We start from the raw sequence: 12,003 nt of genomic DNA on the forward strand, positions 1-12,003 counted from the left end.
GGATGCGCACCCGCACCTCGGAGGCCGCGGACTGGGTGCCCTTGAGCCGGGCCGCCTCGGCGTCCTTCTGCTGCTTCTGCTTCTTCTTCACCTCGGTGAAGGAGACGTCGTTCTTGATGGCGTCGAAGACCTGCGGGGCGGTGGTGGGGTTCAGGACGACGGTCGCGTGGACCTTCTCCGCCGGGTTGTCGATCACCGGGGTGGTCAGGAAGGTGATGTTCTTCGTCGGCACCTTCTTCAGCTCCAGGGCCATGTCCTTGAGCGTGCCGACCTTGCCGATGCCGGTGTCGACGGTGAGCGCCTTGGTGGCCGCGTCGGCCAGGTCGTACAGCTTGGCCGGGTTGGTGAGGGTGTCGCCGGAGGACATCTTGCGCATCAGCGAACTGAGGAACTGCTGCTGCACCTTGATGCGGTCGAGGTCGCCCTGGTTGCCGAAGCTGTGCCGGGTCCGCACGAACGCCAGCGCCTGCTCGCCCTCGATCTTGTGCTCGCCGGCGGACAGCTTCAGGTGCGAGTCGGGGTCGTTGACGGCGTGCTTGAGGCACACGTCGACACCGCCCACCGCCGAGGTCAGCGTCTTGACCGCGTTGAAGTCGGCCATCATGAAGTGGTCCGGCGAGATGCCGGTGACCGCCTTGACCGTGCGCATGGTGCAGCCGGGGTCGCGGCCGTCCTGGCCGAGGCTCGTGTTGAAGCGGACGTGGTCCGTGCCCGGGATGACCTTCGTGGAGCCGTCGGGCTGCTTGGTCGGGCAGTCCGGGACGTTCACGATCAGGTCGCGCGGGATGCTCAGCGCGGTCGCGTTCGTACGGTCCTTGGAGACGTGCAGCAGGATGTTGGTGTCCGCGTGGCCCACGCTGCCCTTGTCGCCGTAGCCCTGGTTGCCCTTGCCGGTGCGTTTGTCGGTGCCGATGATCAGTATGTTGAAGGCCTCGTCCTTGCTGAAGCCCTGCTTGGCCGCGCTGCCGACGTCGGTCGTGGTGACGTTGCCCTCGAGGTGCTTGAGCACCAGATAGCCGCCCACGCCCGCGACGACGACGACGAACGCCATGGTGCCGCCGGTCCACAGCAGGACCTTCTTGGCCCGCGACTTCTTCTTCCCCGGCCGGTGCCCGCGCCGTCCCGGCAGCGGCTCCTCCGGCGGCGGCGTGCCGCGCCGGCGGCGCTGACCCGGCACCGCGCCGGGCGGCGCGGCGTCACGGACCTGCTGCCGTCCGGGCGCGCCGGAGCGCCGGCCGGCGGCCGGACCTCCCGCACCGCCCGCGCCCCCGTTTCCGCCGGGGCCGCGCGGGGCGGGTCTGCGCGGACTCGGGACCGCCGACTGCGGAGCGGAAGGAGTCAGTCGCAATTCGTATTCGCCAGTGTTCGGATTGAGCACCCACTGGTCTGCGGGGTCGATGTTGTCCGCCCGCCCACGGCCTTGCGCGTCCACGGTTTACCGAATCCTCCGTCGGGGCCACGCGGCGCCTTCCCCCCACAAGGCGCTCAGGTCTGGTCACTCAGTGCACGACCCCAGGAAGACCTCGCGGCCGCATGCACCGGATCGCTCACACTATCCGCCCGGTTCGGCATCGAGCGACGCCGGTGACAAATTCCACGTCCCTACAACTGGGCAATCCGCCCATTTCCTTGGACAAAAGTTCGCCTTTGGCCGCGGCTTTACCCGCAGAGGTCCTCGGCGGCGGTGTTGCCGTGGAACGTCGGGGTGGGAGAGGGGGCGTGAGCCGGGCTCACGCGCGGTGCGCCGTCGTCGAACGCGGCCCCCAAAACATACCCAGCGTAGCCGGACGGATGCGCAGAAGAATCCCGTTCGGTCATGGAATCCGGCACGGAATGCGAGGCGTTCGGACCCGGGGAAGCCGAATTGGCGTCCGGATTGGAGCCGTTTGCTCCCGAATCCCGCGGAACTTCCCCGGCGACCTCCACCGCCTGGTCGGCGCGCAGCCTGGCGAACAGCTTTTCGGCCTCGGGCTCCACGAGCTGGTCACGATTGGCGTTGTAGACGTACGACTCGCGCGGCACCGTCAGGAACCGCACCCGGTCGGTGGGGATCTCGCGCAGGCCGCGCACGAGTTGGTAGAGGCCGCGCAGACTCGCGAGCGCCGGGTCGGTGGTGAGCGAGGAGGTGGCCGCGTCCAGGACCGGGTACAGCTTGACCGGGTTCAGCAGGACGTCGTCGCTGCGCACCTTGTTCACGAGCGCGCCGAGGAAGCGCTGCTGGCGCTCCATGCGGTCGGTGTCGCTGCCGTTGCCGAGCGACTTGCGCACCCGCACGTAGCCGAGGGCCTGCTCGCCGTTGAGGGTCACCCGGCCCGCGGGCAGCCGCAGTTTGGCGTCCTTGTCCGTGACCGGCCGCTTCAGGCACACCTCGACGCCGTCGACCGCGTCCACCATCTCCTTGAAGCCGCTGAAGTCGACGACGACATGGTGGTCGACCCGGATGTCGGTCAGCTTCTCGACCGTACGGATCAGGCAGGCCGAGCCGCCCATCTCGTAGGCGTAGTTGAACATCGCGAACATGGGCTCGGTGCGGCTTCCGTCCGGTTTGCGGCAGCTCGGCACGTTCACCATCAGGTCGCGGGGCAGGGACACCGCGGTCGCGCTGCGCCGGTCGGCGGCCAGGTGGAGCAGGATCACGGTGTCCGAGCGCTCGGTGCCGTTGTAGTGCCCGTACTGCCCGTTGCCGGAGCCGGAGCGGGTGTCCGAGCCGATCAGCAGGATGTTCTGGGCGCCCTTGACCAGCGCGGTCGGCCGCTCCTTCTCGTAGCGCCTGAGCTCCTCGGCGGCCGCCTCGTCGGCGGTGATGTTGCCGCTGAGCTTCACATAGGCGGCGAGCCCGGCGCCGAGACCGCCCAGCACCAGCACGGTGGCGCCGAGTGCGGCGATCCGCAGCCGCCGGGCGCGCCGCCGCCGTATGAGCCCGTCGCCGGTGGCCGACGCCCCCGCCCCCGGCCCCGTGCTCCCGGCACGGCCCTCGGACGAATCCCCCGGCGTCCCTGCGCTACGGGTCACCTCAGGACCACCCCTCTGCCGTACGAGCCGTGCGCGCCTGCTCCTGTGCTGCTGCTCCTACGACGATGACCCGGGGGAGGCGACGGGGGTGATCGGTGATGAGCCGAACGGGTTAACGGCGGCGGATCCCACCCGGTCGGCGGGCGGTCGAGCTCGCCGGGTCAGCGGGCGGTCGAGTTCGCCGGGTCAGCGGGCGGTCGCCGTGACCCGTTCGCTCTCGATCCGTTTGGCCAGGGCGTCCCCGTCGAGACGGTCCAGGTTCCGGCAGAGCACGACCGAGCCGCCGGCGGCCAGGGGCGCGTAGAGCCCCGCGCTGAGCCCCTCCCAGGTGTCGTACGGCAGCGCCGACAGCAGCCGGGAACCCGGTCCCGTCAGATCCAGCCCCGGCGCGTCGCGCCGCGCCCGCTCCACGACCTCCGCCGCCGTGTACTCCGCCCCGGCCACGATCAGCGCCGGCTCCTCCGGCTCCACCGGAGCGAACGGCGCGAACACGTCGCCCTGGCCGGGCACCTCGACCGCGTAGTCGGCGAAGCCCTCCGGCGGCTGCGGGAACCGTCCGCCGAGCGGCCGCAGCGCCATCGCGATCCGCTCCCCGGAGCAGGCCCGTGCGGCCTCCAGGTTGTCCGGCCCGCTGACCACGACGTCGGCCGCCGCGGGATTCCCGCCCATGTCCGCGACCGTGCCCACCGACGCGCACGCCATCAGCCACACCGCCGTCTGCCAGTGCGCGGGCAGCAGCAGCGCGACCCGGTCGCCCGGTCCGGCGGCGAGGTCGCCCTGGAGGAGGTTGGCGGTCTTGGCCACCCAATTGGCGAAGGTGGCCACGGACAGTTCGACCCGTTCGCCCGTGGCGTCGTCGTAGAAGGTCACCAGGGGGCGTCCTGGGTCCGCGGCGAGCGCGGAACGCAGCAGGTCGGCAGGGGTGCGTTCGGTGGCGTTCACCCGCGCAAGGGTACGCCGCGCGCACCACCGGTTCGGCGGAACCGCAGCAGACGCCCCGTCAGTTCCCCGATGGACAGATATGTATGACTATGTTCAAGATCAGGAGCATGCGTCGATACGGATTCCTTGCGTCCTCGATCGGTGTCACCTGCGCGACCGCGCTCGCCCTCGCGCCGGGCCTGCCGACGGCCTCGGCCGCCGCCCGCGCCCGGACCGGACCGGCGGCGGACAGAGCGGCGTCGGCCGCCGCCTCCGCGGCCGTCCCCGGCAGCACCCGGTCCCTGCCCCTGGCCCCCGTCGCCCGCGACCGCGCGCCCGGTGCCGCCGGCGTGGCCGAACAGGGCCTGTACCGCACCGACGTACGGCACTTCTCGCTGGTCGGCGTCGTCTGGGACAACCCCGACACCCAACTGCACGGCAGCGTCCAGGTCCGCACCCGCTCCGCCGCCACCGGCGCCTGGTCCGGCTGGCAGGACGTCGACACCCACAACGCCGACCACGGCGCCGACCCCGGCACCGCCGAGCGGACCCCGGGCCATCTGCGCGGCGCCACCGCACCGCTGTGGGTGGGCGACTCCGACGGCGTCGACGTGCGCGTCCGCGCGGACACCGGCGACCACGGCCGGGGCACCGCCGACGACCCGCCGGTCCCGCTGCCGTCCGGGCTGCGCCTCGAACTCGTCGACCCGGGCGATCCGGGTGATCCGGGCGATTCCGGCGCAGCTGGTGAGTCCGGTGGCTCCAGTGGGTCCGGTGAATCCGGTGACGGGCTTCAGGCGGACGGCGATGCCGCCCCGGCCGCGGACGCCGCCGCCGACGACCAGTCACGCACCGGCGAGCTCAGCGAGGAGGCCACCGCCGCCTCCGCCGCCAACGCCGACCTCGCCCCGCTCGGCGCCACCGAGATCCCCGCCCTCGACCGCGAGGACACCGAGAACGAACTGCTCGCCCTGCGCGGCGACGAACTGACGGAGCGCCAGCGCGCACAGCCGCACATCGGCCCCCGCCCCCGCATCGTCACCCGCCGCGGCTGGGGCGCGGACGAGTCGCTGCGCGCCCACGGGTTCGTCTACACCAAGAAGGTCAAGGCGGCCTTCGTCCACCACACCGCCTCCGGCAACAACTACCGCTGCTCCCAGGCCCCCTCGGTCATCCGCAGCATCTACCGCTACCACGTCAAGAGCATGGGCTGGCGGGACATCGGCTACAACTTCCTCGTCGACAAGTGCGGCACCATCTACGAGGGCCGGGCCGGCGGCGTCGCGAAGGCCGTGCTGGGCGCCCACACCATGGGCTTCAACAGCAACAGCGTGGGCATCGCCGTGATCGGCACCTACAGCAAGTCCAAGCCCTCCGCGGCCGCCGTCACCGCTGTCGCACGCCTGACCGCGTGGAAGCTCGGTCTCTACGGGATGAATCCGCGCGGAAAGACATATCTGAAGTCCGGCGGTGGCAACCTCTACCAAAAAGGAAAGAACGTACGCCTGAACGTGATCTCCGGCCACCGGGACGGCTTCGCCACCGACTGCCCCGGCAAGCAGCTCTACGGCAAGCTCGGCTCGGCCCGCAAGGCCGCGGCGCGCTACCAGGGCCGCTGACGGACGGAAACCCGCGCGGCACCCACGGCGTCGGAGAGCTGGACAACCGTCTGCATACACTGGCCGGCCGGAGAACAGTTCGGCCGGTCCCGGCAGGAAGCAGAGACGACAGGTGACAGAAGCGATCCTCCTGGTCGGCGGCAAGGGCACCCGGCTGCGCCCCCTGACGGTGCACACCCCCAAGCCGATGGTGCGCGCGGCGGGGGTCCCGTTCCTCACGCACCAGCTGGCGCGGGCGAGAGCCGCGGGCGTCGAGCACATCGTGCTCGCCACGTCCTATCTGGCCGAGGTCTTCGAACCGTACTTCGGCGACGGCTCCTCCCTCGGCCTCCACCTCGAGTACGTGACCGAGGAGGAGCCCCTGGGCACCGGCGGCGCCATCCGCAACGTCGCCTCGCGCCTGCACTCCGGCCCCGACGAGCCGGTCCTGGTCTTCAACGGCGACATCCTGACCGGGCTGGACATCAGGGCGCTGGTGCGCACGCACGAGACGACGGGCGCGGATGTCTCCCTGCACCTGACGAAGGTGACCGACCCCCGGGCGTACGGCCTTGTTCCCACGGACGGGACGGGGCGGGTCCTCGCCTTCCTGGAGAAGCCGCAGACCCCCGAGGAGATCGTCACCGACCAGATCAACGCGGGGGCGTACGTCTTCCGCCGCTCGGTCATCGACACGATCCCGCACGGCCGCCCGGTGTCGGTGGAGCGCGAGACCTTCCCCGGCCTGCTGGCCGCCGGCGCGCATCTGCAGGGCATGGTCGACTCCACCTACTGGCTGGACCTCGGCACCCCGGCCGCCTTCGTCCGCGGCTCGGCGGACCTGGTCATGGGGCGCGCCCCGTCCCCGGCCGTGCCCGGCCGCTGCGGCGACCGCCTGATCCTGCCCACGGCCGTGGTCGCACCCGACGCCAAGCTGACCGGGGGCACCGTGGTGGGCGAGGGCGCCTTCGTCGCCGAGGGTGCGCGGGTCAACGGCAGCACGATCCTGCCCGGCGCGGTCATCGAGCCCGGCGCCGTCATCACCGACTCCCTCATCGGCGCCCGCGCCCGCATCGGCACCCGCTCCGTCCTCACCGGCACGGTCGTCGGCGACGGCGCGGTGGTGGGCGCGGACAACGAACTGCGCGAGGGCGTACGGGTGTGGTGCGACGCCCGGATTCCGGCGGGGGCCGTGCGGTTCTCCTCCGACCAGTAGGCGGTCGGTGGCCGGTGGCCGGTGGCCGGTGGGCGGTGGGCGGGCGTGCCGTTCGGCCGGCCCGCCTCACCGCGGTTCACAACCGTCCGATGTCGCCCTTGGGCATGCGCGGCGCACGCCTCGGCGGGACCCGCCCGCTCAGCAGGATCAGCCGTGCGGCCCGGTGCCGCTGCCCCGCGTACGGCTCGAGCAGCCGCAGCATCTCCGCGTCGTCCGCGCCCCGGTCACCGGCCAGCGCGAACCCCACGATCCCCGGCAGGTGCAGGTCCCCGACCGTCACCTCGTCCGCCGCCCCATGACTGCGCTGCACGGTCTCCGCCGACGTCCACGGCCCGATCCCGGAGACCAGCTCCAGCCGCTCCCGCGCCGCCGCCGGAGGCATCCGCACCGCCTCCTCCAGCCGCGCCGCGACCCGTACCGCGCGCAGGACGGTCGACGCCCGCTTGTAGTCGACGTTGGCCCGGTGCCACTCCCAGGAGGGGATCAGGGCCCAGGTCCGGGGTGCCGGCATGACGCACATCCGCCCGGGCGCCGGTCCCGGCGCGGGCTCCCCGTACTTGCGTACGAGCACCCGCCAGGCCGCGTACGCCTCGGCGGTCGTCACCTTCTGCTCGAGGATCGACGGGACCAGCGACTCCAGCACCAGCCCGGTGCGGGTCAGCCGCAGCCCCGGCCGCCGGTGCCGGGTCAGCGCGAGCAGCCGGTGCCTCGGCTCGAAGGCGGACGGGTCGTCGGCGGCTCCGAGCAGCTCGGGCAGCCGCTCCAGCAGCCACTCGGCCCCCGGGCCCCATGCCTGGCCGCACACCTGCCCGCCGCGCGCGAAGACCCGTAGCGTCCCCGGCCCCAGGGGCGTGCGGCTGGCCCGCCACACCGAGCCGTCGGGCATCGCGCGGAACGTCGGATCGCCCGGCCCGCGCCGCAGCGGACCGAGCACCAGGCCGAGGTCCAGCGGGCCGTCCGGCGTCCAGGTGCGCTCCCGGGCCGGCTTCGCCGCCTGGCGCGGGACGGCATCGACGGGCACCGCGGGTGGAGCGGGCACGGCGACATGCCCACCGCGCACGGTGGTGCGGGTGGGGCGCGGTGCGAAGCGTCCTGCCACGGCGGGGTCCCAGGGGGTCGGTGGGGATGTCGGTGAGGGGGTCGGTCGGAGAGCGAGAGCTCAGGAGAGCCTATGCGGTCGTCCCGCCCGGCACGCCCACCTCACCTCGTCTCACCGGACCTCACCTCACCTCGTCTCACCGCACCTCGGTCTCACCGCACCTCGATGAACGCGTCCGCGTCCCGGTCCGGACGTGGCTTCGGCGGTTCGGCGGGATGGCCGATGGCCACCGCGCCCATGGGGTCCCAGTCGCGCGGCAGCCCGAGCACCTCGCGCACCACGTCACGGCAGAACATCGTCGAGGACACCCACGCCGAGCCGAGCCGCTCACCCGCCAGCGCGACCAGGAAGTTCTGCACCCCGGCGCCGGTGGCGACCACGAACATCTCGCGCTCGGCCGCGTCGCGCCGCTCGTCGCCGTAGGTGTGCGACCCGTCCATGACCAGACAGGGGACCGCCAGGTACGGCGCGTTGCGCAGCACGTCCCCGCGCCGGACGCGCTTGGCGATCGACTCCTCGCTCCTGCCGTCCCGGCGCAGGTCGGCGATCCAGGCGTCGCGCATCGCGTCGAGCAGCCGGGTGCGCGACTCCGGCGACTCGAGGAGGACGAACCGCCAGGGGGTCGTGTGGTGCGGCGCGGGCGCGGTCACCGCGGCGGCGACCGCGCGCCGGACCGAGCCGGGGTCGACGGGCTCGTCGGTGAAGGACCGCACGGTACGCCGTCCGGTCACCGCCTCCCGTACGGCCTCGGAGGTGCCGAGGCGGAACATGTCGTCGCGCGCGTCACGCACCAGGGCCCGCGCGCCGTGCCCGCCGTCCCCGCCGCGTCCGCCGTCCCCGCCGCGCCCGTCCGTGAGGTGCGCCAGTCCGCGCACCACGGCGACGGGCAGCCCGGCGGCCTTGCCCTTGACCAGGTCGCCAGCGGCGGCGAGTTCGTCGGCGGTGGCGACGACGGTCGCGCTGAGCGGGTTGCCGTGCGCGTCGGTGCCGCCGCGCAGGTCGTCGAGGACGCGCAGGCCGGCCGCGCCGATGGCGACGTCGGTGAGGCCCGCGCGCCAGGGGCGTCCGAAGGTGTCGGTCACGAGCACCCCGACGTCCACGCCGAGGGCGTCGCGCAGTCCGTCGCGGATGGCCCGCGCGGAGGCGTCGGGATCCTCGGGCAGCAACAGGACGGTGCCCGCGGGGGTGTTGGAGGCGTCGACCCCGGCGGCCGCCATGACCAGACCCTGCCGGTTCTCCACGATCCGCAGGGGGCCGCGGCGGGCGACCACCCGCACGGTCTCGGCGTCGATCGCGGCCTCCCGGTCGGCTGCCTCGACCAGGCGCCCCTCCGCCTTGGACACGATCTTGGAGGTGACGAGCAGTACGTCCCCGTCGGCCAGTCCGGGTTCCGCGGCGGCGATCAGCTTGGCGAGGTCGTCCCCGGGGGCGACCTCGGGCATCCCGGCCACGGCCCAGACCCGGTAGGCGGGGACCGCCCCGCCGGCCCGGTGGACCGGGGCGCCCGTGGCGGCCTCGTGGGCCGAGGGCTCGGCGTCGCCCCGCGCGGGGTCCGCCGGCGTACCGCTCGTACCGCTCACGCTGTGCGCACCTCCTCGGCCAGCGCCAGCGCCTCGCGCGCCATCTGCGCGGCCGCGTCGACGTCGGTCATCATCAGCGGCACCGCGCGGCAGCGGATCCCGGCCGCCTCGACCCGGTCCACCGCGGCCTCGTCCACGGTGTCCACGAGCCAGCCGTCGAGCAGTCCCGAGCCGTAGTGCTCGGCCACCGCCGCGGCCGTGGACTCCACGCCCACCGCCGCGAGGACCTTGTCGGCCATGCCGCGCACGGGCGCGTCCCCGACGATGGGGGACAGGCCGATCACCGGCACCCCGGCGTCGGCGATCGCCTCCCTCATTCCCGGCACGGCCAGGATGGTGCCGATGGAGACGACGGGGTTGGACGGCGGGAAGAGGATCACGTCCGCCTCGGCGATCGCCTCCAGCACGCCCGGCGCCGGCTTCGCCTGCTCCGCGCCGACCGGCACGACCGCCTCGGCCGGCACCGAGGCCCGCAGCCGCACCCAGTACTCCTGGAAGTGCACCGCCTTGCGCTCGCCGTCGATCCGGACGGCGACATGGGTCTCCACCCGGTCGTCCGTCATGGGGATCAGCCGCACGCCCGGCTTCCACCGGTCGCACAGCGCCTCGGTCACCGCGCTGAGCGGGTAGCCCGCGCCGATCATCTGGGAGCGCACGATGTGCGTGGCGAAGTCCCGGTCGCCGAGTCCGAACCACTCGGGACCGGCGCCGTAGGCCGCGAGTTCCTCCTTGAGGTGGAAGGTCTCCTCGGCCCGGCCCCACCCCTGCTCCTCGTTGATGCCGCCGCCGAGCGTGTACATCACCGTGTCCAGGTCCGGGCAGACCTTCAGCCCGAAGAGGTGGATGTCGTCGCCGGTGTTGCCGATGACCGTGACGTCCGCGTCCGGCACGGCCCGCTTCAGACCGCGCAGGAACCGGGCACCGCCGATGCCGCCTGCCAGAACCACAATCCGCATGGGGCCAAGTCTTGCAGGCCGCTACGACAACGCGGCACACGACGGGGCACGGGGGCCGTCATCACCGCGCGGCCGTCATCACCGCGTGACCGTCGTTACCGCGTTACCGCGTGACCGCCGGCACCGCGCGGCCGCCGGCACGGCGAAGGCCGTCAGCAGCGCGCGGCCGCCCCTGCCGCCGCGTCCGCGTCCGCGTGCGTCGTGTGCGCGGGCGCCGCCGGGTGCATGGGCATCTCGGTCAGGCCGGGGAAGTAGACGTGCAGGCTGACCGCCGGCTCCAGGGTGTCGTTGACGACCCCGTGGACGTATCCCGGCGCGAACACCCGCTGCGCGCCGGGGCCCAGCGCGTGCGTGCCGTGCCCGGTGCGCTCGGTCAGCGTGCCGTCCAGGACGGTCAGCACGCCGGAGGAGCGGCCGTGGTCGTGGGTTCCGCTGCCCTGCCCGGGCACCCAGGACAGCAGCCACACCTCGTATCCCGGACCGGTGCGCAGCCGGTGGTACCAGCGCGTCGTCGCGTCGTAGCGCACCAGGTGCTCCCACTGGGCGCGGTCGGCGGCGACGGAGCGGGCGAGGCCGGCGAACTCGGCCACGGTGACCGGGTGCTCGCGCGGGGCCTGGAGGAGGTGCGGGACTTCGAGGATGTCGCCGGCGATCTGGAGGTCGCTGTCGCTGTTCATGGGGTGGGGTGGTTCCTCAGTGAAGGAGGTCAGAGGGGAACGGGTGCGCCCGGGCCACGAGAACCCGGACGGCGGCTGGAGCGCGCTTGACGCGCGTGGCTCAACAGCCGCAGCAGCGACAGCTACAGCGAGCGCGGGCAGCACCGTGGGACCCGGCGGTGCGGGTCGAGGTGAGTGCCGAGTTCGCGAGCATGCCCACAAGGACAGCGGTTCACACCTCCACTGTCAACTCGACGCCCGGAATGTGGGACATGTTTCACCTCATCCGGTTCATCTCCCAGGTGAAAGGTTTGCTCATGCGGGGACCGGGACACATGGCGCACATGCCGGGCACGCAAGCGCCGTTGCGATCCCGTGATCCGACTGTGATCAGGTTCGCTTCGGCACGCGTGTCGGAACGAGATCGAAGCCCTGGGCGTCCTTCCCGGTACGAGCCCATGGGGGCTCCGCGCGGGATGCGGGATCCCCGGGGGTGGCGGCTGCGTGTCAAGGTTTATGCCGATTTGAACACTTTCCGCATGGCCTTGGTTCCGCAGAGTGAATAAGGGGCCCAATAGCAGATCTCGGCTTGACTCGCCCGGAGCAGCACACTTGTAATTTCACTCGTGTCGTTCAGCCGGAATCGGTAACGGCTACATCACGGGGACGCGAAAGACGGACGAGGGGCGCACATGACCGAGCTGGTGCAGCAACTGCTGGTCGACGACGCGGACGAGGAACTCGGCTGGCAGGAGCGCGCGCTGTGCGCCCAGACCGACCCCGAGTCCTTCTTTCCCGAGAAGGGCGGCTCCACCCGCGAGGCCAAGAAGGTCTGCCTCGCCTGCGAGGTCCGCTCCGAGTGCCTCGAGTACGCCCTCGCCAACGACGAGCGCTTCGGCATCTGGGGCGGTTTGTCCGAACGCGAGCGGCGCCGTCTGAAGAAGGCGGCCGTCTGACCGCGCCCC

At 72.6% G+C, this 12,003-nt stretch carries 10 protein-coding genes; 3 read left to right on the forward strand and 7 right to left on the reverse strand.

Going from position 1 to position 12,003, the window contains the following annotated elements:
• The 3 genes from IE249_RS25160 to IE249_RS25170 all read right to left on the reverse strand — a co-directional run.
• A partial coding sequence (locus IE249_RS25160) for an LCP family protein (RefSeq protein WP_229859244.1) occupies positions 1 to 1,432 on the reverse strand: 1,432 nt, incomplete at its 3' end.
• 227 nt (positions 1,433 to 1,659) lie between these two features.
• Complete coding sequence (locus IE249_RS25165) at positions 1,660 to 3,012, reverse strand: LCP family protein (protein ID WP_189708158.1); 1,353 nt, start codon at positions 3,010 to 3,012, stop codon at positions 1,660 to 1,662.
• 186 nt (positions 3,013 to 3,198) lie between these two features.
• Positions 3,199 to 3,954 (reverse strand): TIGR03089 family protein, encoded by a 756-nt coding sequence (locus IE249_RS25170; protein ID WP_189708160.1) that lies wholly within the window; start codon positions 3,952 to 3,954, stop codon positions 3,199 to 3,201.
• 89 nt (positions 3,955 to 4,043) lie between these two features.
• Between IE249_RS25170 and IE249_RS25175 the strand changes: the two genes are divergently transcribed.
• Positions 4,044 to 5,552, forward strand: coding sequence for a peptidoglycan recognition protein family protein (locus IE249_RS25175; protein WP_189708208.1), 1,509 nt, complete (start codon positions 4,044 to 4,046; stop codon positions 5,550 to 5,552).
• Between the two features lie 112 nt (positions 5,553 to 5,664).
• Entirely contained in the window at positions 5,665 to 6,747 is a 1,083-nt protein-coding gene (gene manB / locus IE249_RS25180) for a mannose-1-phosphate guanylyltransferase (RefSeq protein WP_189708162.1), read from the forward strand.
• A gap of 76 nt (positions 6,748 to 6,823) precedes the next feature.
• On the opposite strand, the gene IE249_RS25185 is transcribed toward manB, so the two are convergent.
• From IE249_RS25185 to IE249_RS25200, 4 genes are all read right to left on the reverse strand, one after another.
• Entirely contained in the window at positions 6,824 to 7,846 is a 1,023-nt protein-coding gene (locus IE249_RS25185) for a DNA-3-methyladenine glycosylase family protein (RefSeq protein WP_189708164.1), read from the reverse strand.
• Positions 7,847 to 7,998: 152 nt separating this feature from the next.
• Positions 7,999 to 9,426, reverse strand: coding sequence for a coenzyme F420-0:L-glutamate ligase (locus IE249_RS25190; RefSeq protein ID WP_268249714.1), 1,428 nt, complete (start codon positions 9,424 to 9,426; stop codon positions 7,999 to 8,001).
• Complete coding sequence (cofD, locus tag IE249_RS25195) at positions 9,423 to 10,382, reverse strand: 2-phospho-L-lactate transferase (protein ID WP_189708166.1); 960 nt, start codon at positions 10,380 to 10,382, stop codon at positions 9,423 to 9,425. The genes IE249_RS25190 and cofD overlap by 4 nt, the downstream gene beginning before the upstream one ends.
• Before the next feature lie 152 nt (positions 10,383 to 10,534).
• The gene (locus IE249_RS25200) at positions 10,535 to 11,059 is read right to left on the reverse strand and encodes a cysteine dioxygenase (RefSeq protein ID WP_189708168.1); all 525 of its coding nucleotides are present in this window, start codon (positions 11,057 to 11,059) and stop codon (positions 10,535 to 10,537) included.
• Between the two features lie 671 nt (positions 11,060 to 11,730).
• On the opposite strand from IE249_RS25200, the gene IE249_RS25205 reads away from it, so the two are divergent.
• Entirely contained in the window at positions 11,731 to 11,994 is a 264-nt protein-coding gene (locus IE249_RS25205) for a WhiB family transcriptional regulator (protein WP_003975777.1), read from the forward strand.
• Positions 11,995 to 12,003 lie beyond the last annotated feature (9 nt).

Origin of the sequence: Streptomyces anandii JCM 4720 (genome assembly GCF_014650655.1) — a bacterium.
Classification (GTDB): Bacteria; Actinomycetota; Actinomycetes; order Streptomycetales; family Streptomycetaceae; genus Streptomyces; species Streptomyces anandii.

What these genes read in the sequence shown, in the direction of transcription:
- IE249_RS25175 (WP_189708208.1), top strand. Translation starts at nt 4,044, where the DNA reads ATGTTCAAGATCAGGAGCATGCGTCGATACGGATTCCTTGCGTCCTCG.
- cofD (WP_189708166.1), bottom strand. Translation starts at nt 10,382, where the DNA reads ATGCGGATTGTGGTTCTGGCAGGCGGCATCGGCGGTGCCCGGTTCCTG.
- IE249_RS25200 (WP_189708168.1), bottom strand. Translation starts at nt 11,059, where the DNA reads ATGAACAGCGACAGCGACCTCCAGATCGCCGGCGACATCCTCGAAGTC.
- IE249_RS25205 (WP_003975777.1), top strand. Translation starts at nt 11,731, where the DNA reads ATGACCGAGCTGGTGCAGCAACTGCTGGTCGACGACGCGGACGAGGAA.